20 protein-coding genes are annotated in these 25,551 nt (G+C 54.7%); 10 read left to right on the forward strand and 10 right to left on the reverse strand.

Features of this window, described 5'->3' with window-relative positions; all coding sequences use genetic code 11:
• Window positions 1-7: 7 nt before the first annotated feature.
• From fusA to eno, 4 genes are all read right to left on the reverse strand, one after another.
• A complete protein-coding gene (gene fusA, locus L215_RS0106405) occupies window positions 8-2,131 on the reverse strand; it encodes an elongation factor G (protein ID WP_025882906.1) in 2,124 nt (707 codons plus the stop codon).
• 21 nt (window positions 2,132-2,152) lie between these two features.
• Window positions 2,153-2,629: a 30S ribosomal protein S7 gene (rpsG, locus tag L215_RS0106410; RefSeq protein WP_004331548.1), complete on the reverse strand. Its 477-nt coding sequence runs from the start codon at window positions 2,627-2,629 to the stop codon at window positions 2,153-2,155.
• Between the two features lie 371 nt (window positions 2,630-3,000).
• The gene (gene rpsL, locus L215_RS0106415) at window positions 3,001-3,378 is read right to left on the reverse strand and encodes a 30S ribosomal protein S12 (protein ID WP_004331537.1); all 378 of its coding nucleotides are present in this window, start codon (window positions 3,376-3,378) and stop codon (window positions 3,001-3,003) included.
• A gap of 509 nt (window positions 3,379-3,887) precedes the next feature.
• Window positions 3,888-5,168: a phosphopyruvate hydratase gene (eno, locus tag L215_RS0106420; protein WP_027451519.1), complete on the reverse strand. Its 1,281-nt coding sequence runs from the start codon at window positions 5,166-5,168 to the stop codon at window positions 3,888-3,890.
• Window positions 5,169-5,531: 363 nt separating this feature from the next.
• Between eno and L215_RS0106425 the strand changes: the two genes are divergently transcribed.
• From L215_RS0106425 to L215_RS0106440, 4 genes are all read left to right on the forward strand, one after another.
• Window positions 5,532-6,911, forward strand: a complete 1,380-nt coding sequence (locus L215_RS0106425; protein WP_025882908.1) for a tryptophanase TnaA — start codon at window positions 5,532-5,534, stop codon at window positions 6,909-6,911.
• Between the two features lie 525 nt (window positions 6,912-7,436).
• Window positions 7,437-8,054, forward strand: a complete 618-nt coding sequence (recR, locus tag L215_RS0106430) for a recombination mediator RecR (RefSeq protein ID WP_007364610.1) — start codon at window positions 7,437-7,439, stop codon at window positions 8,052-8,054.
• Between the two features lie 6 nt (window positions 8,055-8,060).
• Window positions 8,061-10,100 carry an NAD-dependent DNA ligase LigA gene (gene ligA, locus L215_RS0106435; RefSeq protein ID WP_025882910.1) on the forward strand — a complete coding sequence of 680 codons (2,040 nt, stop codon included), beginning with the start codon at window positions 8,061-8,063 and terminating at the stop codon, window positions 10,098-10,100.
• A gap of 23 nt (window positions 10,101-10,123) precedes the next feature.
• Window positions 10,124-11,482, forward strand: a complete 1,359-nt coding sequence (locus tag L215_RS0106440) for an MATE family efflux transporter (RefSeq protein ID WP_025882911.1) — start codon at window positions 10,124-10,126, stop codon at window positions 11,480-11,482.
• A 149-nt stretch (window positions 11,483-11,631) separates the two neighbouring features.
• Here the strand turns inward: L215_RS0106440 and L215_RS0106445 are convergent, their stop codons facing one another.
• A complete protein-coding gene (locus L215_RS0106445) occupies window positions 11,632-11,910 on the reverse strand; it encodes an HU family DNA-binding protein (RefSeq protein WP_025882912.1) in 279 nt (92 codons plus the stop codon).
• Between the two features lie 423 nt (window positions 11,911-12,333).
• Between L215_RS0106445 and purH the strand changes: the two genes are divergently transcribed.
• Genes purH through rodA form a run of 6 tightly spaced genes read left to right on the forward strand, consistent with a single transcriptional unit; the run spans window position 12,334 to window position 19,672 of the window.
• Window positions 12,334-13,851 (forward strand): bifunctional phosphoribosylaminoimidazolecarboxamide formyltransferase/IMP cyclohydrolase, encoded by a 1,518-nt coding sequence (gene purH / locus L215_RS0106450; RefSeq protein ID WP_027451520.1) that lies wholly within the window; start codon window positions 12,334-12,336, stop codon window positions 13,849-13,851.
• 24 nt (window positions 13,852-13,875) lie between these two features.
• Window positions 13,876-14,898, forward strand: a complete 1,023-nt coding sequence (gene mreB, locus L215_RS0106455; protein ID WP_025882914.1) for a rod shape-determining protein — start codon at window positions 13,876-13,878, stop codon at window positions 14,896-14,898.
• 42 nt (window positions 14,899-14,940) lie between these two features.
• A complete protein-coding gene (mreC, locus tag L215_RS0106460) occupies window positions 14,941-15,816 on the forward strand; it encodes a rod shape-determining protein MreC (RefSeq protein ID WP_025882916.1) in 876 nt (291 codons plus the stop codon).
• Window positions 15,813-16,331, forward strand: a complete 519-nt coding sequence (gene mreD / locus L215_RS0106465) for a rod shape-determining protein MreD (protein ID WP_025882917.1) — start codon at window positions 15,813-15,815, stop codon at window positions 16,329-16,331. Before mreC ends, mreD begins: the two co-directional genes overlap by 4 nt.
• 11 nt (window positions 16,332-16,342) lie before the next feature.
• On the forward strand, window positions 16,343-18,199 hold the full coding sequence (locus tag L215_RS0106470; protein WP_025882918.1) for a peptidoglycan D,D-transpeptidase FtsI family protein: 1,857 nt from the start codon (window positions 16,343-16,345) through the stop codon (window positions 18,197-18,199).
• 15 nt (window positions 18,200-18,214) lie between these two features.
• Window positions 18,215-19,672 (forward strand): rod shape-determining protein RodA, encoded by a 1,458-nt coding sequence (gene rodA / locus L215_RS0106475; protein ID WP_025882919.1) that lies wholly within the window; start codon window positions 18,215-18,217, stop codon window positions 19,670-19,672.
• 587 nt (window positions 19,673-20,259) lie between these two features.
• On the opposite strand, the gene L215_RS0106480 is transcribed toward rodA, so the two are convergent.
• The 5 genes from L215_RS0106480 to L215_RS0106500 all read right to left on the reverse strand — a co-directional run bounded on the left by L215_RS0106480 (window position 20,260) and on the right by L215_RS0106500 (window position 25,518).
• Complete coding sequence (locus L215_RS0106480; protein WP_025882920.1) at window positions 20,260-20,880, reverse strand: HAD family hydrolase; 621 nt, start codon at window positions 20,878-20,880, stop codon at window positions 20,260-20,262.
• 6 nt (window positions 20,881-20,886) lie between these two features.
• A complete protein-coding gene (locus L215_RS0106485) occupies window positions 20,887-22,887 on the reverse strand; it encodes a dipeptidyl-peptidase Dpp5 (RefSeq protein WP_036871727.1) in 2,001 nt (666 codons plus the stop codon).
• Window positions 22,888-23,050: 163 nt separating this feature from the next.
• Entirely contained in the window at window positions 23,051-24,118 is a 1,068-nt protein-coding gene (locus L215_RS0106490; protein ID WP_027451523.1) for a phosphatase PAP2 family protein, read from the reverse strand.
• A 17-nt stretch (window positions 24,119-24,135) separates the two neighbouring features.
• Window positions 24,136-24,453: a DUF2752 domain-containing protein gene (locus L215_RS0106495; RefSeq protein ID WP_238296259.1), complete on the reverse strand. Its 318-nt coding sequence runs from the start codon at window positions 24,451-24,453 to the stop codon at window positions 24,136-24,138.
• Window positions 24,454-24,540: 87 nt separating this feature from the next.
• Window positions 24,541-25,518 (reverse strand): YitT family protein, encoded by a 978-nt coding sequence (locus L215_RS0106500; RefSeq protein WP_025882924.1) that lies wholly within the window; start codon window positions 25,516-25,518, stop codon window positions 24,541-24,543.
• Window positions 25,519-25,551 lie beyond the last annotated feature (33 nt).

Raw genomic sequence — 25,551 nt, forward strand, 5'->3', positions numbered from 1 at the left:
GAGATTATTACTTTATCAAATCAACGCGACCATTGAGTTCCTCAAGGATCTTCTTTGCTATTGACGAGGAGACCTCTGCGTAGTGTGAGAAGCTCATCGTACTGGAGGCACGACCACTCGTGATCGTACGTAGGGCGGTCACATAGCCAAACATCTCGCTCAGGGGCACCTTAGCCTTGATAACCTGAGCACCAGAGCGGTTGACCTCTGAGCCCTCGACCTGACCACGACGCTTGTTGAGGTCGCCGATCACGTCACCCATGTTCTCCTCAGGTGTTACCACCTCAAGCTGCATGATAGGCTCCATGAGGACGGGGCTAGCCTTTTCAGAAGCCTCCTTGAAGGCCATCATAGCTGCCACCTCAAAGGATAGCTGATCAGAGTCTACTGGGTGGAAAGATCCATCCACCAGGGTCACCTTGAGACTATCTAGAGGATAGCCGGCGAGGACACCACTCTTCATAGCCTTCTCAAAGCCCTTCTGGACTGAGGGGATAAACTCCTTCGGGATATTACCACCCTTTACCTCATCGACAAACTGTAGAGCTCCGTCGAAGTCCTCGTCTGCAGGACCAAACTTGATGATGATATCAGCAAACTTACCACGACCACCTGACTGCTTCTTGTATACCTCGCGTAGGTCGACAGTCTGAGTGACAGCCTCCTTGTAAGCCACCTGAGGCTTACCCTGGTTGCACTCGACCTTGAACTCACGCTTCAGACGGTCTATAATGATATCAAGGTGTAGCTCACCCATACCGCTGATGACGGTCTGACCCGTCTCCTCGTTGGTATTGACCACAAACGTTGGATCCTCCTCAGCGAGCTTAGACAGCCCGACGCCAAGACGATCCATATCCTTCTGCGTCTTAGGCTCCACAGCGATACCGATCACTGGATCGGGGAAGTCGATAGACTCCAGTACGAGCGGTGCATTCTCATCACAGAGCGTATCACCCGTACGAATATCCTTAAAGCCTACACCAGCACCGATATCACCCGTGCCGATAGTCTCCATCGGGTTCTGATGGTTCGAGTGCATCTGGAAGAGACGTGAGATACGCTCCTTCTTGCCAGAGCGAGAATTGAAGACGTAGCTACCAGCATCGATATGACCACTGTACACGCGGAAGAAGCAAAGACGACCTACGAAGGGGTCGGTAGCGATCTTGAAGGCGAGGGCACTCATAGGAGCGTCGGGATCGACCTCACGCACCTCCTCCTTGTCAGAGTCTATTGCATGACCTACCACCTCAGGTGTATCTACAGGGCTAGGGAGATAAGCGCAGACAGCATCTAGAAGCGTCTGCACACCCTTATTCTTAAATGAAGAGCCGCATAGCATCGGGAAGATCTCCATCGCTAGCGTAGCTGTACGGATAGCATTACGGATCTCGTCCTCTGTGATCGTAGAGGGATCATCAAAGTACTTCTCCATAAGTGTCTCGTCAGTCTCTGCGAGCGTCTCTAGGAGCTTATCTCTCCACTCTTCAGCATCAGCACGGAGATTGTCGGGGATCTCATCGATCTCATACTCGGCACCCATGGTCTCATCATGCCATATGATAGCCTTCATAGTGATCAGATCTATGACACCCTTGAAGGAGTCCTCCTCCCCAACAGGGATCTGGATAGGACAAGCCTTAGCTCCGAGCATATCGACCATCTGGCGCTGTACCTCGTAGAAGTTTGCGCCCGAGCGGTCCATCTTATTAACGTATGCGATGCGTGGCACCTTATATTTGTCAGCCTGACGCCATACAGTCTCACTCTGAGGCTGTACACCACCCACGGCACAAAAAGTAGCCACAGCACCATCCAAGATACGGAGTGAGCGCTCTACCTCTACGGTAAAGTCAACGTGTCCTGGGGTGTCGATCAGGTTGATCTTATACTTCTTATCACCATAGGTCCAGAAGGTCGTAGTAGCAGCAGAGGTGATCGTGATACCACGCTCCTGCTCCTGCTCCATCCAGTCCATCGTAGCGGCACCATCATGTACCTCTCCGATCTTGTGTGTTAGTCCAGTGTAGAAGAGTATGCGCTCCGAGGTCGTCGTCTTACCAGCATCGATGTGTGCCATGATGCCGATATTACGAGTTTGCTCGAGCTTAGAATGAATTGCAGACATAGATTTTATGGTTAATGTAGGTTAGAAGCGGAAGTGTGCGAAAGCACGGTTAGCCTCAGCCATACGATGTACGTCCTCCTTACGCTTGAACGCACCACCCTGACTATTGTAGGCATCCATGATCTCTGCTGCGAGTTTGTCAGCCATCGTCTTACCACCACGCTTACGAGCGAAGATGATCAGATTCTTCATGGAGATAGACTCCCTACGCTCTGGACGTATCTCTGTCGGCACTTGGAAGGTTGCTCCTCCGATACGACGAGACTTGACCTCCACGTGGGGGGTTACATTATCAAGAGCTGCCTTCCAGATCTCCAGGGCGCTCTTCTCCTCTTGCGACATCTTATCCTTGACGATATCAAGGGCTCTGTAGAAGATGCTATATGCAAGACTCTTCTTGCCATCATACATGAGGTGGTTCACAAACTTTGTGACCTGACGATCTCCAAACACGGGATCGGGCAGTACCTGCCTCTTCTTAGGCTTAGCCTTTCTCATTATTTCGTGATATTATACTATTGTCTCGTCGTCTTATTTGGGTTGCCATCATAATGATTTGTTGTCTTCAACGCCCCCTCTGGAGCATTTACTCAACCTATCCTTGATCTCTCAAGGATTAGCTTATCCAAATAGAACCACGAGGACAAGTGTGGTTACTAGATTTAGATTGCACTCCCGTGCGAGACATGCAGGACTCTAGAGAGCTCGCGTGCACTGCGACTAGGAGTGTCGATAGATATTTCTGTGGGGAGAGGTACTCGCTGATGTACCTATATATAGTGTACTCACCCGCTAGGGGTAGTAGTCGGCTGAGGGGGACAGTAGGCCATCCAGCACCTCGCCACGGCATCTCAATCTAGGCGACTAGTTTACTTCGCCTTAGGACGCTTAGCTCCATACTTAGAGCGACGCTGACGACGACCGTCGACACCAGCTGTATCGAGTGCGCCACGCACTATATGGTAGCGTACACCAGGCAGGTCCTTGACACGACCGCCACGCACCAATACGATACTATGCTCCTGAAGGTTATGACCCTCACCGGGGATGTAGGCATTAACCTCCTTGCCGTTGGTCAGACGTACACGAGCCACCTTACGCATAGCCGAGTTAGGCTTCTTAGGGGTGGTTGTGTAAACGCGGACACAGACGCCACGACGCTGTGGGCATGAACCTAAGGCTGGAGACTTACCTTTTTCCTCAAAGGTCTCTCGTCCCTTTCTTACTAGCTGTTGGATAGTAGGCATTAACTTCTCGTTTACTTAATTCTTGATATACAAATATGATTCTCGTGCTACCCTGCTACGAGCCTGCGAAAGCGCATCAACGCGCACATCACAACTACCTATAGTAGGCATAGCGGGGACAAAGGTACAAAAACTTTTTGACCCGACAAACGGGCGTAGAGATTAGAAGTTAGAGATTAGAGATTAGAGGTTAGAGAGGAGATCGGAGCTATCAGAGCGATCGGGGCTATCAGAGCGATCGGACGGGGAGCCGTTGTCGTGAAGCTCGGGACGTGTAACGGCTGTAGGGACGCACGATCACTCCGACGCCTCCGATAGCTCCCCCCCCCCCCTCTTCCGAAAAATTCTTCGGACTTACGATTTCATTCTTCCGAAGTTTTACTTCGCACCTCGGTGGAGAAACAAAAACAGCCACGGAGGAATTTGAGATTTCCTCCGTGGCGTATGAATTTACTTGATCGTAAGCGGTCCTGTTAGAGCGGGGTCGCTGGGAAGCGCTCCTCGTCTAGCTAGCGTAGACGACGATAGCCGTATGTGCCTCGTGCGTCTAGCTCCTCCTCGATACGTAGTAGCTGGTTGTACTTGGCGATGCGGTCGGTGCGGCTTAGCGAACCGGTCTTGATCTGCCCCGCATTCGTTGCTACAGCGATGTCGGCGATGGTCGTATCCTCGGTCTCGCCCGAGCGGTGCGACACGATTGCTGTGAAGCCGTGACGATGTGCCATATCAATGGCGTCAAGGGTCTCTGTGAGGGACCCGATCTGGTTGACCTTGATCAGGATGGAGTTAGCGCAACCCTCCTTGATACCACGGCTGAGGTAGTCCACATTGGTCACAAAGAGGTCGTCCCCGACGAGCTGCAGGCGGTCGCCGAGCTTCTCGGTAAGTAGATGCCATCCCTCCCAGTCGTTTTCGTCCATACCGTCCTCGATGCTATCGATGGGGTACTTGCTGACGAGCGTCTCTAGGTATGCGACCTGCTCAGCGGGTGTGCGCTGCTGACCCTTCTCACCCTCAAACTTGGCGTAGTTGTAGACGCCCTCATGGTAGAACTCGCTAGCGGCGCAGTCTAGAGCGATAGTTATGTCGCTACCGGGCTTGTAGCCAGCCTGATGGATAGCCTCGACGATGCTATTGAGTGCATCCTCTACACCGTCCAGCTTAGGCGCGAAGCCACCCTCGTCACCTACGGCAGTGCTGAGACCACGATCGTGGAGCACCTTCTTGAGTGCGTGAAATGTCTCGGAACCCATGCGGAGTGCCTCGCTAAAGCTCTTGGCACCGATGGGTCGGATCATAAACTCTTGGAAAGCGATGGGCGCATCGCTATGTGAACCACCGTTGATGATGTTCATCATCGGCACGGGGAGTATGTGTGCATTGACACCACCGAGATAGCGGTAGAGGGGTATAGCCAGTTCGTCGGCAGCCGCCTTAGCGACAGCTAGCGAGACGCCTAGGATAGCGTTAGCCCCGAGTACACTCTTGGTCTCTGTGCCATCTAGATCTATCATCTTCTGGTCTATCTCACGCTGCTCGAGTGCGCTCATGCCGAAGAGGGCAGGAGCGATGATCTCGTTGACGTTTTCGACCGCCTTGCGGACGCCCTTACCTAGGTAACGGCTCTTGTCGCCGTCGCGTAGTTCGAGAGCTTCGTGTTCCCCTGTAGAGGCTCCACTGGGTACAGCGGCACGCCCCATGGCTCCGCTATCTAGGATGACCTCTACCTCTACTGTTGGATTGCCGCGCGAGTCTAGTATCTCGCGTCCTCTGATGTCTACTATCTGCATATGTGTAGATGCTTTTGTGTGAATCTTATATAACCTTCTTAATCGTGACAAAGGTAGTAAATCTGCACGAGGTGGCAAGCGATCAAGGTCTTACGAATCGAAGAGCGAAATGTAAGGACGCTCGGGACGAGTAACGGTTGTAGGGACGCACGATCTGTGCGTCCGTTGTAGTACAGCAAGACGTGTTCTGGCATTGACACTGTAACATTTAACGGGAACGGACGCACAGATCGTGCGTCCCTACAACCGTTACTCGTCTTGCTGTACTACAAAGGCTACTCATTCCGTCCATACAAGCGACGAGTTTGAATTTTTCCGTATCTTTGAGGCAGTAAAAGAACACAATAATTTAATAGAACTGATATGGAGATACCTTTTTCTGAGGCCTACCGCATTAAGATGGTAGAGCCGATACATAAGAGCACACGCGAGCAGCGTGAGCAGTGGATTAAGCAAGCACACTACAACCTATTCAGCCTCAAGTCATCACAGGTCTTTATCGATGTCCTCACCGACTCGGGTACGGGCGCTATGAGTGACCGTCAGTGGGCTGGCATCATGGTTGGCGATGAGAGCTATGCGGGTGCTTCCTCTTTCCAAAACCTCAAGGACGCTGTCGAGAAGATCTGCACCTTCCCGCTCGTGATCCCTACACACCAGGGCCGTGCTGCTGAGAATGTGCTCTACTCGGCTACGCTCAAGGCAGGCGATATCGTACCGGGCAACTCACACTTTGACACGACGAAGGGGCACATTGAGTTTCGCAAGGCTGTAGCTGTCGACTGCACGATCGATGCTGCTAGCAATACGGAGCTGGAGCTACCCTTCAAGGGTGAGATGGATCTGAACAAGCTGGAGGATTGCTTTAAGAAGTACCCCAAGGAGCAGATCCCTATGTGCGTCCTGACGGTGACGAACAATACGGCCGGCGGTCAGCCTGTCTCTATGAAGAATGTACGTGAGACGAGTGAACTGTGCCACAAGTACGGCATCCTCCTACAGATTGACGGTGCTCGCTTTGCTGAGAATGCTTACTTCATCAAGACTCGTGAGGAGGGCTACGCAGACAAGTCGATCAAGGAGATCGTCCGTGAGATGCTTAGCTACGCTGACATCATGACCATGTCTAGCAAGAAAGACGCTGTGGTCAACATGGGAGGCTTCCTCGCTATGCGTGACGAGGAGCTCTATCACAAGTGCTCTATGTATGCCGTGATGAATGAGGGCTTCCTCACCTACGGCGGTATGAACGGTCGTGATATGAATGCGCTCGCTATCGGTCTGGATGAAAACACGGAGTTTGACATGCTCGATACCCGCATCCGTCAGGTGGCTTACCTCGGCAGCAAGCTAGACGAGTACGGCGTACCCTATCAGCGTCCTGCAGGTGGACACGCTATCTTCCTCGATGCGAAGAAGATCCTGACGCACGTTCCCAAGGAGGAGTTTATCGCTCAGACGCTCGGCATCGAGCTTTACCTAGAGGCTGGCATCCGTGGTGTCGAGATCGGCTCTATCCTAGCAGACCGTGACCCCAAGACGGGCGAGAATCGCTACCCCAAGCTGGAGCTACTCCGCCTGGCGATACCACGTCGTACCTACACGAACAATCATATGGACGTCATCGCAGCAGCCTGCAAGAACGTCTACGACCGTCGTGAGTCGATCACACGTGGCTACGTCATCACCCGTGAGCTACCGGTGCTGCGTCACTTCACAGTAGAGCTAGAGCCTGCTAAGTAAGCGCACTACTATACATATATAATATAGAGTCCCCTAGAGGTAAGAGCCGTGCTGGCACCTCTGGGGGACTCTATTTGATTTTAAGAGAGGAGGGAAGCCATGCACAGGGTCTACACACGATAACCAGCTGGCTGGGAGCGGCAGATGACAATAACTAGAGATGCACGGTTCGAGTATTGCTACTTAGGGGCTACAGAACCTCACCGATTACACCTTCCTACCGAAGAATGGAATTCCTACCTAGGAATTTGCTAAATAGGTACCTAGGAATTGCCCCAATTCCTACCTAGGAAATAAAAAATACTTCGGAGGAATCAAATGAAACTTCGGAGGAATCAAATGAAACTTCGGAGGAATCAAAAAATAAGTCCGAAGAATTTGCCCATTTTCTAGGTAGGAATTGGGCAAATTCCTAGGTAGGAAATGAGACGAGCTCATTTTTATGATGCATCAGCCCTGAAGCCGTGCATCGCTACGAGTTGTAGCAGTCGCCATTTTCGTATCTTTGTGGCGACCTACTAGACTATGAAAGATCAGTACCCCTCCCAATGGCTCGAGCGTGCCGTAGATCAGCTCTCCCTCCTTCCTGGCATAGGGCGCAAGACTGCTATGCGTATGGCGCTACACCTGCTTCGTCAGCCGCCCTCCTATGCGCAGCATCTGGGGGAAGCGATCATAGACCTTCGCCAGAAGATCTGCTACTGCGAGCGGTGCCACTGTATCAGCGACAGCCCGCTCTGCGACATTTGCTCCGATCCGCAGCGGGACCAGAGTACCGTCTGCGTCGTCGAGCAGGTGAAAGACGTCCTGACCATCGAGCAGACGCACCGATACAAAGGTCTGTACCACGTCTTGGGCGGGATTATCTCTCCGATAGATGGCATCACGCCAAACGACCTAGAGATTGAGTCGCTCTACGAGCGTGTCCAGGAGGAGCCTGTCCGTGAGGTAATCCTCGCCATACGCTCGACCCTAGAGGGTGACACGACCAACTACTATATATATAAGCGTCTAGAGTCTACGGGTGTGCTGGTATCGCTCATCGCGCGGGGTATCTCTATCGGTGACGAGATCGAGTATGCCGATGAGGTGACGCTCGGGAGCGCTATCGCGAATCGTACTCCCTTTGACCAAGTGAAGTAACTCCCTATGACATCCAATAATACAGAGCTGGAGATAGAGCAGCTGCGCAAAACCATCGAGCAGCACAACCGCGCTTACTACCTAGACAATGCCCCAACCATTAGCGATGCGGACTACGACGCCCTGATGCAGCGACTCCTCACGTTGGAGGCGGAGCACCCTGAGTTTGCAGACCCCACTTCGCCATCGCTCCGTGTGGGGCGGGATCGAAACGATGCTTTCGTCCAGGTGGCGCACGAGCAGCCGATGCTTTCGCTCTCAAATACGTACAACTACGACGAGATCGCTGAGATCTGCCAGCGTACCGACACGCTCCTAGCTACGGACGATGTGCCGTGGGTGGCAGAGATGAAGTACGACGGCTCCTCCATATCGCTCATCTACGAGGAGGGCGTGCTGGTGCGTGCCGTGACGCGAGGTGACGGGACGCTCGGCGATGATGTGACGGTCAATGTACGGACGATCCAGTCGGTGCCACTCCGTCTGCGCTCTATTGCGGGGCATCCCGACTATACGAAGGGGCGCATTGAGGTGCGGGGCGAAGTGCTACTTCCCTTCAAAGAGTTCGAAAGACTCAATGGGGAGCGTGAGGCTGAGGGCGAAGCGCCTTTTGCCAATCCTCGCAATGCGGCGGCTGGTACGCTCAAGACGCTGAATAGTCGCATCGTGGCGCAGCGCCGTCTGCTCTGCATCTGCTACTACCTCTATGCGCTAGATGATGAGACACGTCTGCCAGACAGTTACTATGAGCGGATGAAGCTGCTCGAGGAGATGGGCTTTGACACGGGCGTTGCGCCATTTAAGAGTAGCGACCTGTCGGCGCTATACCATTATATAGATGAGTGGGACGTGCAGCGGGGCGACCTGCCCTACGCCACGGACGGTATCGTCCTCAAGGTGGACAGTCTCACGCAGCAACGCACGCTCGGCAATACGGCGAAGTCGCCACGCTGGGCTTTTGCCTACAAGTATCAGCCAGAGAATGCGCGCGCAGAGCTTCTCTCGGTGGACTATCAGGTGGGTCGCTCGGGCATCGTCACGCCAGTGGCCAATGTGGAGCCAGTCCTCATCTCGGGGACGGTGGTGCGTCGCGCCACGCTACACAACGAGGAGTTCATCAAGAGCCTCGACCTGCACTACCATGACTACGTATATATCGAGAAGGGCGGGGAGATCATCCCCAAGATCACCGCTGTGGAGCCAAGTCTCAGACGACCCGATGCGGAGCCTGTACGACTGCCTGAGCACTGCCCCGCTTGTGGTGCGCCACTCCAGCAGATCGACGGCTCGGTGGGCTACTACTGCGTCAATAGCTACGCCTGCCCGCCACAGATCATGGGACGGATAGAGCACTACTGCACACGTAGAGCTGCCGATATCAACGTGGGACCTGAGACGATCGACGCACTCTTTGACAGACATCTTATCGAAAACATCGACGACCTCTACAAACTCACCGCTAGCGATCTGGCGCAACTGCCAAACTTTAAGGATAAGTCGATCAATAACCTCCTCGCCAGCATCGAGCAGTCGAAGGGTCGTCCCTTCGCTCGCCTACTCTACGGCATCGGCATCCGCTTCGTCGGCGAAGGCACGGCGAAGACGCTGGCACGACACTTCCAGAGCATCGACCGACTAGCCCAGGCGACCACCTACGAGCTACAGGCGCTCCCCGACGTGGGCCCGAAGATAGCCGAGCAGGTCGTTTACTTCTTCTCGCTGGAGCGCAACCAGCAGTTGATCGCAGAGCTACAGCGTTGCGGCGTAGTCCTGGAGGAGCGTGCCGAGGAGGCGACCGACACGCCTCAGTCCAACCGCCTTGAGGGCGAGCGGATCGTTATCTCAGGCAGTTTCACCCAGCACAGCCGTGACGAATACAAGCAGCTCATCGAGCAGCACGGCGGCGTCAACGTGGGGAGCATCTCGAGTCGTACGACCTTCGTCCTGATGGGTAGCGACATGGGCCCCTCTAAGCGTGCTAAAGCGGAGCAGCTCGGCATCCCGCTCGTCACGGAGGAGGAGTTTCTCGCACGTCTCAACTCTTAGTCGTCCGGTGCGGTTCGTGTGATATGAGCTGGAGCGCGTACTATCGGAGCTGTCAGGAGCACTTTCGCCCGCTGTTGCGTCTGGGTCTGCCTGTGATCATCGGGCAGGTGGGGCTGATCCTCGTGGGCTTTGCCGACAATGTGATGGTGAGCCATCATAGTCTATCAGAGCTGGCGGCGGCTTCTTTTGTCAATAACTTTCTCAACCTGGTCATCATCTTCGGCATGGGCTTTTCCTACGGACTGACCCCGCTGGTGGCGACCAATAAGGAGTGGGGACGCTCGGATCAAGTGGCTCACTACTTAGGGCATAGCTTCCTGCTCAACCTGCTGATCGCCCTGCTGATCGGCGGAGGGCTTTTTCTCCTCGAGGGAAGCCTCGGCGCCTTTAACCTATCGGAGGAGCTGCGCCCCATCGCCCTGCCCTACTACCGTATTCAGATCTTGGGCTTTATGGTGGTGATGCTCTTCAACACGTTCAAGCAGTACACCGAGGGGATGGGCGACACGCAGATCCCCATGTATATAACGCTGACTGGCAATGTACTCAACATCGGGTTCAACTACCTTCTCATCTATGGCAAAGGGGGCTTCCCCGAGTGGGGCTTGTACGGTGCAGGCATTGCAACGCTGATAAGTCGTGTGGTGATGCTCATAGCGATCGTAGCTGTAACCGCTCTGTTGCCACGCTACCGTGAGATCCTAGAGCGGATAAAAGGTCTGCACTGGTCGTGGCGTGAGGGGTTGGTTCCACTGCTACGCCTCGGCACGCCGGTGGCTCTGCAGATGGGTATGGAGGCAGCCTCCTTCTCCGTGGCAGTCATCTTGGTCGCTCGCATCAGCACGTCAGCCTTGGCAGCGCACCAGATCATTGCGACGATTAGCACACTAGGCTTCATGGTTTACTACGGCATCGGCGCGGCCACCGCAATCCGTAGTAGCACGCTCCTAGCACAGGGTGAGCGACGAGAGACCCGATACGTAGCCAGTGCGGGTGTCTACCTCTGTCTCTTTGTGGCAGCGGTGATGATGCCACTCTTGGTCCTGTGCCGTGAACCATTGGTACGTCTCTTCAATGCAGATCTTTCGGTCGCTGAGGCTACTTATCTAGCGCTCATACCGCTCTGTATCTACCAGATAGGCGATGCGCTGCAGATCGTCTATGCCAATGCGCTGAGGGGTATCAGCCGTGTGGCGATCCTAGCGCCAGCGGCTGCGCTGTGTCACCTGATTGTAGCGCCAACGATGGCGTGGCTCTTCGGCTTTGGCATCGGACTGGAGGGCAATGGGCCACAGCTGATGGGTATCTGGTTTGCCTTCCCCGTTAGCCTGACACTCTTGGGACTCATCCTGAGGTACTCCTTCCGCCGGGCAACCAAATAACTACCTCCAAAAGAGACTGTTGCGAAAGTCAACAGTCTCCAAAAGTATTATTGCAAAGAGAGGAGTAGACTCCATCGGGGTCTGCTCCTCTCTTTTTGTCAAGGCCTCTCGGGAGGCGATAGTTCTCCCGAAGGCACCTATGCGAGTAACTAGCGCTTGTTCTTGTTGATATCTAGAGCCGTGCTTGGCTTAAACTTGATAGACTTGCTAGCCTTGATCTGGATAGTCTTGCCCGTGCGTGGGTTGATGCCCTTACGAGCAGCACGCTCAGAGACGTAGAATGAGCCAAAGCCTACGAGAGTGAGGCGCTCACCCTTCTTCATCTCCTCGTGGATTGTCTCTACGATAGCCTCATAGACAGCCTTTGTGTCCTTCTGAGTTAGCTGAGCCTTATCAGCTACAGTCTTGATGAAATCTGTTTTGTTCATAGGTATACTTGTTTATGATTAGTAATAAGATTCTCTTGCTTGAGGTTCCTTGCGAATGGTCTTGACGGCTTGTAGCGTAGTGCTCTAGAGTCGTTTAGTCCTATTCACGCTCCAAAGATAGTGTTTTTTTCATTACCTGCAACTATTTTGGATGAAAATCGCCAAACAATCTCGCTCTGAGCTCTATTTTCGGGCAAAAACAGCACTCTCGAAGTCATAAAAGCGCCTTTTTCCTAGATTCCGTACATCAGGTGCCCGATGGGACGCGTGACGATTTTGTCGGAATATGCGTTCTAGAAAAGTCTCGTGTATCGGCTCTTTTTACTACCTTTGTAGCTACTGTAGCTATGACCCACATATTGCTCTGCTTAGGGGTTGCCTAGGAGAGCTACTATTCACCCTATCCCACACGCCACAAGGCTTATGACCACAAGATCTATCCGACGAGCCCTCATATCAGTCTACCACAAGGAGGGCATCGACCGTATCGCTCAGATACTACATGCTGCCGATGTAGAGATCGTCTCCACTGGAGGTACTCAAGAGTATATCGAGTCGCTCGGTATACCCTGCACACCCGTTGAGGCGCTAACCTCTCTGCCCTCTATCCTAGGAGGACGTGTCAAGACGCTCCACCCGATGATCTTCGGCGGTATCCTCGCACGGCGAGACAATGCGCATGACGAGGAGCAGGTAGCGCAGTACGCACTTCCCCTGATAGACCTTGTGATCGTGGATCTATACCCCTTTGCTGAGACGGTCGCTAGTGGTGCCAGCGAGGAGGAGATCATTGAGAAGATAGACATAGGCGGTATCTCCCTCATACGTGCTGCCGCCAAGAACTACCATGACGTGCTCATCTGCTCGCACCGCGATCAGTACGACGGGCTGATCGATCTGCTGGAGCGGGACGGATGTACCACGACCCTCCCCGAGCGAAGGAGCTATGCACTGCGGGCCTTTGAGGTGACAGCGACCTACGACAGTGATATCTTCAACTACTTCGACGCTGGCGCTCATACCGCACTACATCTCTCAGGGCGCAACCCGCGCGTCCTACGCTATGGCGAGAACCCCCACCAGATGGGCTTCTACTTTGGTGACCTGGATCGCTACTTTGACAAGCTACAGGGCAAAGAGCTCTCCTACAACAACCTGCAGGATCTAGACGCCGCCGTGCATCTCATTCAGGAGTTTGAGGCTCCCACCTTTGCGATCCTCAAGCACACCAACCCGTGCGGTATAGCGTCTCGTGAGACCATCTCGGAGGCTTGGCAGGCTGCTTATGAAGCTGACACGGAGTCGCCCTTTGGCGGTATCCTTGTGGCAAATAGGACGATAGACAAGGAGACGGCGGAGCAGATCTCGCACATCTTCTTTGAGGTGCTCATCGCACCCGACTTTGACACCGAAGCTTTGCAGATATTAGGTCAAAAGTCGAAGCGTATCCTCCTCCTGCAGAAAGCACCGCTGCCCGACCAAGACAGCGTCCGCTCAGCGGTGGGAGGCTACCTAGTACAGACCCCTGACATCCTCTCCGAGCCTGTCGTCTACACCTCTGTCACAGAGGCTACGCCCACAGAAGATGAGATGGCCGACATACGCATGGCCGAGAGCATCGTCAAGTACTGCAAGAGCAATGCACTGGCTATCGTCCGGGATAGCCAGCTCCTAGCGACTGGTATCGGTCAGACCTCTCGTGTCTCAGCGCTCAGACAAGCGATCCAGAAGGCGCACAACTTTGGCTTTGACCTCAAGGGGGCTGTCCTAGCGAGCGACGCTTTCTTCCCCTTCCGTGACTGTGTAGACCTAGCTGCTGCAGCGGGCATCACAGCTATCGTACAGCCTGGCGGGTCGATACGCGACCAGGAGAGCATCGACGCGTGCAACGAGCAGGGCGTCGCCATGGTGACGACAGGGGTACGCCACTTTAGACATTAATCATTAGTCACAACCAAACGATATATGGGACTATTCAAACTAAGACAAGAACTAGCTATAGACCTCGGTACAGCTAATACAATCATAATGAAGGATGGCAAGATCGTCTTTGACGAGCCTAGTGTCATCGCCTTCGACCGTCGCAATGACGAGGTGATCGCCGTGGGCACGAAGGCTCGGGAGATCTATGAGAAGGGGCACGAGTACATTCGCTCGGTGCGTCCCCTCAGGGATGGCGTCATAGCGGACTTTGACGCAGCTGAGAAGATGATCCGAGGTATGGTCAAGCAGATCAACAAGAAGTCGCACTCGCTCTTCTCTCCCTCGCTACGTATGGTAGTAAGCGTGCCTTCGGGCAGTACGGAGGTAGAGATACGCGCCGTCAAGGACTCAAGCGAGCACGCTGGCGGTCGTGACGTCTACATGCTCTACGAGTCGATGGCCGCTGCGATCGGTATCGGCATCGATGTCCTCGCTCCTGAGGGCAACATGGTTGTGGACATAGGCGGTGGTACGACTGAGATAGCTGTCATCTCGCTCGGAGGTATCTCCTCAAAGCAGTCAATACGTGTGGCTGGTGATGAGTTTACCCACGACATCATGGAGTACATGCGCCAGAAGCACAATGTACGTGTCGGTGAGCGCACCGCAGAGCAGATCAAGATCGAGGTGGGTAGCGCTCTAGCTGAGCTAGACAACGCTCCGGAGGACTTCATCGTCACCAGTGCCGACCTGATGGACTCCCTGCCACGCCAGATCAGCGTCTCCTATCAAGAGATAGCTCAGTGTCTCGACAAGTCTATTGTCAAGATCGAGAGCGCTATCCTCAAGACGCTCGAGAGCACACCTCCCGAGCTCTACTCCGATGTGACGCAAAACGGTATCTCCCTGACAGGCGGTGGCGCACTCCTGCGCGGTCTAGCCGAGAGACTGACACGTCGCTTCGCCATACAGTTCAACGTCCCCGAGGATCCACTACGCGCTGTGGCTATGGGCACCGACAAGGCGCTCAAGAATGTAGATAGTTACAACTTTCTCATTCACTAGAAGGGTCGTCACGTGGCGCTATAGTAGCAACAAAAGATAGCAATGCGTCGTCTCCTCGAACTCCTTCGTGCGAACCTGCACTGGGTGCTCCTAGTGGTGTGTGAGGCGATCGCCTTGCTCCTACTCTTTCATGGCAGTCTCTACCACTCATTCGTGGGAGCGGCTGCCAGTTCGTCTGTCGTGGGGAGGATTCACACCGAGGGGGCACGCTGGCGCTCCTACCTCTCGCTACAGCAGGAGAACCAGCAGCTCACGGCTCAGCTAGCGTCACTCGAGGGGCGCTACCTAGCTCTGCAGAGGCAGTTCGAGTACCTCCTAGCGGACACCGTAGTACCGCAGGTGATGGCGCCTTTAGACTCCTTAGACACCATTGTGCGGGAGGAGCCCAGCTTTACCTTTGTGACAGCTCGGGTAGTCAGCTTGACCTATCTCAAGGCAAACAATATGATGACCATAGACCGTGGCGCACGTGACGGCATCAAACCCAATATGGGGGTGGTCTCCCAGCGTGGTGTCGTAGGCATCGTAGCTCAGGTGGGGCCTCGCTACGCAACGGTCGTACCGCTCATCAATGAAAGCCTAACCCTCAGCTGTATGACCCTCCGCGAGGGGCATGTGGGGGATCTCTCTTGGCGACAAAAGCTCTCACCCGCAGAGAGCATCGTGCGGGGCTTGCCGAAGCATGCGCACCTAGCTGTCGGAGATACGCTCGTGACGAGCGGCTACTCCGCCATCTTCCCCCCAGGCATGATGATCGGCAGGCTAGAGGGCGAAGGCCCTCAAGGCTCCCGCCTCACCTATCGTAAGGAGCTCCCAGTGCTCCTAGCGACAGACTTCGGACAGCTACACAACGTCTATGTGATAACGGGGGGTAATACGATCAATCTAGAAGAGCAAGCGAGCAGAGAGGAGCTATGAGACTACAGATGATATGGACGATCCTAGGCATCGTACTGCTGGTACTGCTACAGGTAGAGGTCTTTAACTACATACAGCTCTTTCGCTATGCGACTCCTTCGGTCTATCTCTTTGCGCTGTTACTCTTTAGCGTAGACACTCCGAAAGAGTGGCTCACGCTCGTCGGAGCGCTCGTCGGACTCTCCGTCGACCTGCTCAGCGGCACACCTGGACTACACATGGCCGCCTTGACACTCGTCGGCTTCCTGCGCAACTATCTTCTAGCTCCCGTTGTCGATATCGAGAGCAACCTACGACGCGCGCCCTCCATGCGCATACATGGCTGGGGCATCTGGCTAGTCATCCTAGAGATGGTGGCGATCCACCAGTTTGTCCTCTTCACACTCGACTCGCTAGGTGGCTTCGACTGGGAGTACTACGCCCTGCGGCTGGGTAGCAGTATGCTCCTGACCTATCTCATCGTGATGATCCTGCAGATGCTCTTCCTAGAGCACCTACCACGGCATCAGAGCTAGCGGATCAGCTTATGGAGCGTCCACGCCATCGACTACGCATCGCCGTCCTCCCGTTGATTGCTATAGGCATCGTCGCACTATACATCATACGGCTCGGCTATCTGCAGCTCGTCAGCTCAGAGTACAAGGAGCGCGCCATGCGCAATGCTCTTTACGAGGAGGTTATCTTCCCCGACCGTGGCGTCATCTATGATCGCAAAGGGACCCTCCTCGTCTACAACGAGCCAGCCTACGACCTCCTCGTCACTACAAAAGAGCTAGCCGACACCCTCGACACACCCCTACTGGCAAGCCTCCTCCACACCTCCGAGCAGGAGCTCGACAAGCGCATGACAGCGCTAAGAGACCGCTCCATCAATCCTGGCTACTCGCCCTTTACGCCACAACTCTTCTGGTCACAGCTCACCAGCGAGGAGGCGGGATTCATACAGGAGCAACTCTTCCGGCTACCTGGCTTCACGCTCCGACCACGCGCCGTGCGTCGCTCCGACCAGCCCAATGCCGCTCTGCTACTCGGCTACCTAGGCGAGTCCAGTCCTGAGGAACTCAAAGCCGACAGCACCCTCGCTCTCGGACAGTATGTCGGCAAGAGTGGCGTGGAGCGCACCTACGACCGCATCTTGCGAGGGCGCAACGGAGTCAATCTCTTGCTCCGTGACGCCCGTGGTAGGATACAGGGCAGCTACAACGAAGGCGCAGACGACATCGAGGCGATCCCAGGCGAAGATCTAACCCTCAGCATCGATATAGGACTGCAAAGCCTAGGCGAAAAGCTCATGCAGGGCAAGCGTGGTGCCATCGTCATGATCGAGCCCAAGAGTGGCGAAGTACTCTGCCTCGTCTCCTCACCCACTTACGACGTGCGCATGCTACAGGGCAAAAGCTTGGGCAAGGCGCATCAGCAACTCGTCCTACAGGAGGGCAAGCCGCTCTTCAACCGTGCCATCATGGGTACCTATCCCCCAGGCTCGACCTTCAAGCCCGCCATGGGAGCCGTGATGCTTCAGGAGCATCTCGTCACCACCTCCACACTCCTCTCCTGCGCTCATGGCTATCCTCGTATGCGTGGACGACCCGCCTGCCACGGTCACGCCTCTCCGCTCAACCTACGTAGCGCCTTGACCACCTCCTGCAACGCTTACTTCTGCTGGGGTTTGCACTTTCTCCTCGACGACCGCTCTCGCTACCCGACCGTACAAGACGCGCTCAATAAGTGGCGCGACTATATGGTAGACTTTGGTTTTGGATACAAGCTCGGCATCGATCTAGCAGGCGAGAACCGTGGCTTCATACCCAATAGCTCCGTCTACGACCGCGTATACAGTCGCTGGACCTCCTCCACCATCATCTCTCTCTCCATCGGTCAGGGCGAGGTGCTACTCACTCCGCTACAGATGGCAAACCTCGCATCCATCATCGCCAATAGAGGCTACTACTACACACCCCACGTCATCCACAAGATCGAGCACAACCCGCTAGACACCCTCTTCACCACGCCACACCATACGGTCGTGTCGCCAAACTACTGGGAGGAGATAGCTCAGGGGATGCATGGCGCTGTCCTGGCAGGCACTTGCCGTCGGGCAAACTTTGCCCCAGGCGAAATCAACGTATGCGGTAAGACCGGTACAGCCGAAAACCGCTTTGGCAAAGACCACTCCGCCTTCATCGGTTTTGCGCCCCTCGAAGACCCCAAAGTGGCCATCAGCGTTTACGTTGAGAACGGAGGCTTCGGAGCTGTCTACGGTGTACCCATCGGGCGCGTCATGATGGAGTATTACCTGCGTGATGGCCAGCTATCGGGAGCTTCCCAAGCCATTGTCGAGCAGATCAGCCGACAGAAGATATTCTACTCACACGACCTATAAGACCCAACGAGCAGCATGCCATACCTTAGCAAGCAACGACGTAGCAACCTCCTGATGCGCCTCGACTGGCCGCTTATCATCCTCTACCTCCTGATGGTAGCGGGTGGATGGCTCGCCATATGCGGAGCTACGTACGACTTCACACCAGGTCATCTCCTTGAGATGGGAGGCCGACCAATGCAGCAGCTCATATGGATCTCCCTAGCGCTCGTACTAGGCGGGGTAGTGCTCCTCATCGACGAAGACCTCTTTGAGTCGGGAGCGCCCTACCTCTATATAGGCTTCGTCCTGCTACTTATCGTGACAGCCGTCGTAGCGCCTGATATCAAAGGCTCCCGCTCGTGGCTAGTCATGGGTCCCATACGAGTGCAGCCCGCAGAGTTTGCCAAGCTCGGTACCGCACTCATGCTCGCCTACTGGCTCAACCGCCCCGAGTTCAAGCTCACCACCATGCGAGGCTATCTAGAGGTCTTTGCCATCATACTCCTACCGATGGCGATCATCATATTGCAAAGCGAGACTGGGTCGGCGCTCGTCTTCTGCGCCTTCTTCCTAGCACTCTATCGTGAGGGACTCTCCGGTGCTTTCCTCCTGCTCGCCTCGCTAGCGGTCACGCTCTTTGTTGTGGCGCTCATGCTAGCCGACGTCAGCTGGGGTGCTACCGACGCTAGCCGTCTGCTCATCTGTAGCATCATCTCCGTCGCCACCATCCTCTACCTCAGCAGCATCGTACGGTGGAAGCCCCGTGAGCGGCGCATCTTGTGGATCGTCAGCGTCGTATACTTCGTCGGCATGTATGTCTCTCTGCGCTGGTTGCCGATAGACTACAGCTACGTCGCACTGGCACTGATGAGTTGTATCATCCTCTTCTGCTTCGTTCGCGCTTTGCTGCACTACTCCCGCTCCTACCTCTTAGTCGGCTTAGCCAGCTTAGGGCTGCTCGCCTTCTCGCTCTCCGTCGAGTATGTCTACAACGACATCCTCGCACCGCACCAGCAGATGCGTATCGCCGTGTCGCTCGGCATCGAGCAGGATCCACGAGGCGCTGGGTACAATGTAGACCAAGCGAAGATAGCTATCGGCTCAGGCGGACTCCTAGGCAAAGGGTTCCTCCAGGGCACCCAGACGAAGCTCAAGTATGTTCCCGAGCAAGACACCGACTTCATCTTCTGCACCATCGGTGAGGAGCAAGGTTTTGCGGGGTCCGTGGGTCTGCTCCTCCTCTTCCTCACTATGATCCTACGCATCATGTGGCGAGCGGAGCGGCACCCCTCCACCTTCGGGCGGGTCTACGGCTACTGCCTAGCGTGCGTCTTGATCTTTCACCTGATGGTCAATGTGGGGATGGTGCTAGGACTGGTCCCCGTCATCGGCATCCCACTCCCCTTCTTTAGCTACGGTGGCTCCTCGCTCTGGGGCTTCTCGCTGATGCTCGCCCTCTTTCTCAAGATCGACGCCTCGGGCAAGCGCTAGCCAACTAGAAAGCTTAGTGAGAAAGCTCAATCGCTGACTAGAAGCGGTTGGGCTTTCTGCTTTTTGCATCGCAAAGCGCCACGGAGACTGTTGCATTATAACCCAACCGTCTAGAAGCTATACATGACGATAGCTAGGGATACACGGTTCGAATCTCTACAGAGTGGCTACGGATCCTCCCTGATTAGACCTTCTTCCCGAGAAATTGAATTCCTACCTAGGAATTTGCCAAATAGCTACCTAGGAATTGCCCCAATTCCTACGTAGGAAAGAAAAAATTCTTCGGAGGAATCAAATGAAACTTCGGAAGAATCAAATCATAAGTCCGAAGAATTTGACCATTTCCTAGGTAGCAAATCAAAAATATCTACGGAGGAATTTGGGAAATTCCTAGGTAGGAATTGAAACGGACTTATTTTTATAATGCGTCAGCCCTGCCTTTATGCAACAGTCTCAGTTTGGGAGAGGCTTTTCAATACTGCCTCCTATGAATGAGTTCTAGAGTCGCTAGGATAGCCTAAAGCAAGGGGGCTCAATCACCGAAGCGACTGAGTCCCCTGACTCTATTGTGTATCCTATAAGTAGTGTTACTGCAGACGGACCTCTAGTGCGGGTCTCCAGTCCATGCCATTGACCGCTAGGAGGGTCTGCAGGCCAAGCGCTGAGGCTGCCTCTAGATTGGCCGTGCTGTCGTCGATGAAGAGCGTCCGCTCAGGCACCATCCCGCTGTCCGCTATCATCTGCTCATAGATAGCTAGGTCGGGCTTCATCGTGTGCATATCACAGGAGGCGTAGACCTTGTCCACATAGTCGCTCAGCGTCCGCCCCGTGGCGGGGAGGAAGTGCGGACTGTGGGCATAAGCCATGATGTAGGGGTTGGTGTTTGACAGGATATAGATCTTGTACTGCTTGCGTAGCTGCTCTAGGTAGTCAAACTTGTACTGAGGGACTCCCTTGAGGAAGAGCATGATCGCCTCATTGATCTCTTCGTCGGTCAGGGCTGTGCCCGCATGCTCATTGAGCCGTGTGACAAACTCCTCACGCCCCACGAGCCCCATCTCTAGGTCGTGGAAGACACCGAGCTGTCGGTACGGATTGAGCATCTCGTCGATGTCCTGGACACCTAACTCGCGAAAGCGTCTTAGCGACACCTCCGGCTGGAGATCTACTAAAACGCCTCCGAAATCAAATACGAGTGTATCTATCACGGCTTCTTACTTCTTCTTGAGCCAACGATCGAGCCAGTCAAAGAAGGTGCGCTGCCATAGGAGTGCATTCTGAGGCTTGAGGACCCAGTGCGTCTCCTCGGGGAAGAGGAGCATCTTCGTCGGTATGCCACGCATCTTGGCTGCGTCAAAAGCCATCATACCCTGCGAAGCGAGGATGCGGTAGTCATGCTCTCCGTGAATGATCAGGATAGGCGTATCCCACTTGTCAACGAGCTTGTGAGGGGAATTGGCAAAGGTGCGCTGAGCCGTAGCGTTGTCCTTTTCCCAAGGAGCACCACCCATATCCCAGTTGGCAAACCACTTCTCCTCAGTCTCGAGATACTGCGCCTCGAGGTTGAAGATACCAGCGTGAGCGATGAAGGCTGCGAAGCGTCCCTCGTGTACACCTGCCAGGTAGTAGACCGAGTAGCCACCGTAGCTAGCGCCGACAGCACCCATACGATGAGGATCGATGAAGGGCTCCTGACGCATCAGGTCAGCTGCGGTGAGGTAGTCGCGGATGTTTTGCCCGCTGTAGTCACCACTGATCTGCTCGTTCCACGCCTTGCCAAAGCCAGGCACGCCGTGACGGTTGGGGAGGATGACGATGTAGCCCTGCTCCGCCATAAGTCGTGGATTCCAGCGGTAAGACCAGAACTGGCTAATGGTGCTTTGCGGACCACCCTGACAGTAGAGGATAGAGGGGTACTGCTTGCTCTTGTCAAAGTGCGGTGGGTAGAGGACCCATGTGAGCATCTTACCACCATCGGTCGTAGGCATCCAGCGCTTTTCGCAAGTCAGGTTGCCTAGCTGGCTCATGATTGGTTTGTCCTCCTCAGTTAGCGCAGTAGCTTTGCCGTTCTTCAGATTGACCATGAAGAGCTCTGTGGGGTAGGTCATCGCTTGGCGAGAGGCTACGCAGATGCCTTTGTCATTAAGGTCAAAGCCTGTGTAGTTGTACTGCCCGTCGGTGATCTGCTTGATCTTGCCATTAGCCAGCTGATAGCTGTAAATGTGGGTCAGCGCCTCACGACAGGTGGTGAAGTAGATGGTCTTGCTGTCGGCACTCCAAGTGGGGTTGGCGATATTGTACTCAAAGTCGGCCGTGAGAGGACGGTACTGCTTCTTAGCCAAGTCGTAGAGGTAGAGTACCTGCAGGTCAGACTCGTAGCCATCGTGCTCCATACCGACCCAGATGAGCGAGCGACCGTCGGGGCTGAAGACGGGGTTCGTGTCGTAGCCCATGATGCCCTCGCTGACATTGGTTGTCTCGCCAGTCGAGACATTATATAGGTAGATGTCGCTATTGGTCGAGAGGCTGTACTCCAGTCCAGTCTTCTTGCGACAAGCGTAAGCGATGAGGTTGCCATCGGGGCTAAAGGCTATATCCTCGATACCGTTGAAGGGACGCATAGGCGCCTCATAGGGTTCACCCTCGAGAAGGTCCAGCCCCTTGGTGATGGGCTGTGCCGTAACCTTTGCAATAAAGGGGTGTGGCATCGTCGAGACCCATTCGTCCCAATGCTTATACATCAGATCCTCGATGATGCGTGCGTCAGCTTTGTCTAGATCAGGATAAACGTCCGTGACGACGGGGCGAGCCTTGATGTCCTGCACATAGAGGAGCGTCTTCTCATCGGGCGAGAAGAGATAGTCGACGATACCGCCATCGATAGCTGTGAGCTGACGCTCGGCCCCATCGCTGAGGGTGCGTGCGAAGAGCTGCATGCCCTGGTCGGTGCTACGCATGAAGTATATCTGCTTGCCGTCCCGGCTCCAGCGTGGGCTGTACTCGCTACCAGCGGAGGAGGCGGTCAGCTCGGTACGTCCTGTGCCATCGCTATTGATGAGGTAGATAGAGGTGCGGCTGTTGTTGTCTTTAATAGAGGGTTGGGATACGTTGTAGACCACCTGCTTACCATTAGGCGCTAGAGCGTAGCTTCCTACACGAGGCATCGTGAGGAGCATCTCTGGGGTCATCTGCTTGGTCCCTTGCTGTGCAGTCATAGGCAGAGCTAATGTAGAGAAAATGAGAGCCACGAGGCTACGAAACAAGTTTCTTCTAGTCATAGGATAGTATGAGATGAGTGAAGGAATGGTCGTCTCGAAGCGACCATAGATTACTGAATGCTCTCCAAAGGTACGAAAAAGAGGCTAGACCGTAGAAGCTTTACCAGCAGGGATGACGGAGCGACAGGCCTAGCGCCAGGTAGCTCTGACGATAAGGCTCGCAGTGGAGCCGGAGGAAGAGACCGAGCCGATCTAGGTAGCGCAGTCTAGGAAGAGCCTCTAGACCAGCCTGCAGATGTGCATAGGTACGCTCGCTAGCCGCCTTGTCATAGCCTATGCCTATGCCGTAGCTCTGTCGCAGGCTTAAGTATCGCCACTGGTAGAGTGGCGCTCCCACGGTGAGGTCGCCGTGGAGCGTGGGATGCTCCTTGTCGGGTCGTAGGGAGAGCTCTGCAGCATAGTTGAGAGAGGGCGTTTGCCAGCCGAGCTGCGTGCCGAGACAGCCAGCCCCGCCGAATAAGTTACGACTATAAAGGAGCGAGACGTAGAAGTATTGGTCTGGACTATCCGAGCTTACCGCAGGTGTGTAGCGACCGAAGATGAGATCACTGGCGAGATACCCGACACGCGCCATGGTCACTCCGATGAGGCCGCCCCACAGGACGTCGGAGTACCAGTGACGGTTGTTGGCCATGCGACAGAAAGCGACCGAGGTGGCGAAGAGATACTGCAGATGAGCCAGCAAAGGGTAGTCGGCTCCATACTCTAGGTTAAAGAGCTCAGCGCCGAGGAAGGCTGTCGCGGTATGCCCCGAGGGAAAGCTATTGTGTGTCGATCCGTCGGGTCGCATGCGCTGCACACCTCTTTTGACCGAAAGGACGATCGCCGCTGTCCCTAGTGCGCCTATGCCATCGGCTGTCAGCATCTCGCCCCACGAGCGGGAGCGTCCCGTGGCACCGCCACAGCGCATCGCAAGCTGTAGTGCGTAAGAGGCAAACTGCATGTGGTCGTCGTAGTGATGGCGCCACTGAGGACCTAGGAGGTTGTGCCGAGTCGTGCGGATAGCCTCATCGCTGTGATGGAGCGGATAGGCAGCATAGAGCGCTCCTGGGAGTAGTGCTACAAGCGGATCGGGCGATGGGACGAGCGTGTCTGACGAACTGCTCTGTGCGAGCGCTCCACTACAAGAGAGGAGTAGGCAAAGCGTCAGGAGTAGCAGAGGTCTCATAAGGTGCTAAAACTGTCTCAGAGGAGATTACGTACGATGCCCCAGACGACGATGATGGTGAAGATGATCCAGCAGGCGGTGCGCCCAGCGAAGCTTCGGTAGAGGCGCTCTGCTTGTGGACGATAGGGGCGGAGTAGCTCCAGTATCACGAGGAGGGTGAAGTAGACCAGTGCAGGGATGAGCATCACATTGAGCTGTAGCACCCGTCCTAGGTCGCCATGTAGCAGAGCGTGTATGCCTCGTAGCGAGCCACAGCCAGGGCATTGCCACCCCGTGAGCTGTAGGAAGGGGCAACGAGGTATCGGCAGGCCCTCGGGACGATATAAGTAAAGCACTACACCCCCTACTAGCAAACAGCCTAGTAGAGCGAGTAGTGCTTTGTTGTGCCGACTCGTAGCGAGCATGTCGCCTTGACTTTGACCTTACTTCAGATTGTCAAAGCCTCGTCCGTAGACCCCGTGCACGGTGCCCTCCGATACGAAGGCATTGGGGTCGATCTCCTTGATGATACGATTGATGCTCTGTAGCTGCGCCTTGCGAGTGACCACCATGAGGATGCGCATCTCCTCCTGCGAGTACCCCCCTTCGGCATGGATGAGCGTGCAGCCTCGGTGCAGGCGCTGCGTGATTGCTTCGTTGATCTCCTTATACTTCTTGCTAAAGATAAAGAGCTGTGTCGAGTGCTTGTTGCTATTGGTCCAGTAGTCGAGCGTCATCGAGCAGAAGACCACCTCCACAATCGAGAAGGTGAGTAGCTCAGCGCCGAGTTGCGGATCTTTGCCCGAGATGTAGACATTGACAAAGTAAGAGGCCGTCACGATCGTCGCATCTATCAAGATCATAGCACGCCCCAGCGAGAGCGTCGTGTACTTGTTAAAGATAGAGACAATGACATCCGTACCACCTGTACTGCCATTCACATGAAAGACTAAAAAGAGACCACTACCGCACAGGATACCGCCAATGATGACCGCCATAAAGCGCTCTCCCTGTAGCAGGGGACCCACATTGGGGATGTTGTCCGTAAGCCAGTGACTCAGGTTGTGGTACACCTCAGTATTCGGATCTCCAAAGAGAGCCTGACCAATAGGGATAGCGATACCCATGAGGATGACCCCAATGAGCGTCTTGACGGAGTAGCGCCACCCCAGGAAGATGATCGAGACGATCAGCAGTCCGACGTTGATGATGTTGTAAGGGATAAAGGCGGGGATGCTTGTAGCTATCTGTATGATGGTTGTGACACCTGCGAGCCCGCCTGTGGCGATCTCCTGCGAGAGGATAAAGCCCGCCCAGCCGATCACATAGAGGCAGACCCCTAGGACGATAAAAAAGAAGTCGTGAACGAAGTACCACACTTTCGCTCGATTACTATTGGAAGCTCCTAAAGCTTGAGACATACTATATGATTTGTTTTCTAGAGATAGATGGAA

This window comes from Porphyromonas uenonis DSM 23387 = JCM 13868 (genome assembly GCF_000482365.1).
Lineage (GTDB): Bacteria > Bacteroidota > Bacteroidia > Bacteroidales > Porphyromonadaceae > Porphyromonas > Porphyromonas uenonis.

Excerpts from the sequence above, each read along its gene's own strand:
- fusA (WP_025882906.1), bottom strand. The coding sequence starts at position 2,131 with ATGTCTGCAATTCATTCTAAGCTCGAGCAAACTCGTAATATCGGCATC.
- rpsG (WP_004331548.1), bottom strand. The coding sequence starts at position 2,629 with ATGAGAAAGGCTAAGCCTAAGAAGAGGCAGGTACTGCCCGATCCCGTG.
- rpsL (WP_004331537.1), bottom strand. The coding sequence starts at position 3,378 with ATGCCTACTATCCAACAGCTAGTAAGAAAGGGACGAGAGACCTTTGAG.
- eno (WP_027451519.1), bottom strand. The coding sequence starts at position 5,168 with ATGCAGATAGTAGACATCAGAGGACGCGAGATACTAGACTCGCGCGGC.
- L215_RS0106425 (WP_025882908.1), top strand. The coding sequence starts at position 5,532 with ATGGAGATACCTTTTTCTGAGGCCTACCGCATTAAGATGGTAGAGCCG.
- recR (WP_007364610.1), top strand. The coding sequence starts at position 7,437 with ATGAAAGATCAGTACCCCTCCCAATGGCTCGAGCGTGCCGTAGATCAG.
- ligA (WP_025882910.1), top strand. The coding sequence starts at position 8,061 with ATGACATCCAATAATACAGAGCTGGAGATAGAGCAGCTGCGCAAAACC.
- L215_RS0106440 (WP_025882911.1), top strand. The coding sequence starts at position 10,124 with ATGAGCTGGAGCGCGTACTATCGGAGCTGTCAGGAGCACTTTCGCCCG.
- L215_RS0106445 (WP_025882912.1), bottom strand. The coding sequence starts at position 11,910 with ATGAACAAAACAGATTTCATCAAGACTGTAGCTGATAAGGCTCAGCTA.
- purH (WP_027451520.1), top strand. The coding sequence starts at position 12,334 with ATGACCACAAGATCTATCCGACGAGCCCTCATATCAGTCTACCACAAG.
- mreB (WP_025882914.1), top strand. The coding sequence starts at position 13,876 with ATGGGACTATTCAAACTAAGACAAGAACTAGCTATAGACCTCGGTACA.
- mreC (WP_025882916.1), top strand. The coding sequence starts at position 14,941 with ATGCGTCGTCTCCTCGAACTCCTTCGTGCGAACCTGCACTGGGTGCTC.
- mreD (WP_025882917.1), top strand. The coding sequence starts at position 15,813 with ATGAGACTACAGATGATATGGACGATCCTAGGCATCGTACTGCTGGTA.
- L215_RS0106470 (WP_025882918.1), top strand. The coding sequence starts at position 16,343 with ATGGAGCGTCCACGCCATCGACTACGCATCGCCGTCCTCCCGTTGATT.
- rodA (WP_025882919.1), top strand. The coding sequence starts at position 18,215 with ATGCCATACCTTAGCAAGCAACGACGTAGCAACCTCCTGATGCGCCTC.
- L215_RS0106485 (WP_036871727.1), bottom strand. The coding sequence starts at position 22,887 with ATGACTGCACAGCAAGGGACCAAGCAGATGACCCCAGAGATGCTCCTC.
- L215_RS0106490 (WP_027451523.1), bottom strand. The coding sequence starts at position 24,118 with ATGAGACCTCTGCTACTCCTGACGCTTTGCCTACTCCTCTCTTGTAGT.
- L215_RS0106500 (WP_025882924.1), bottom strand. The coding sequence starts at position 25,518 with ATGTCTCAAGCTTTAGGAGCTTCCAATAGTAATCGAGCGAAAGTGTGG.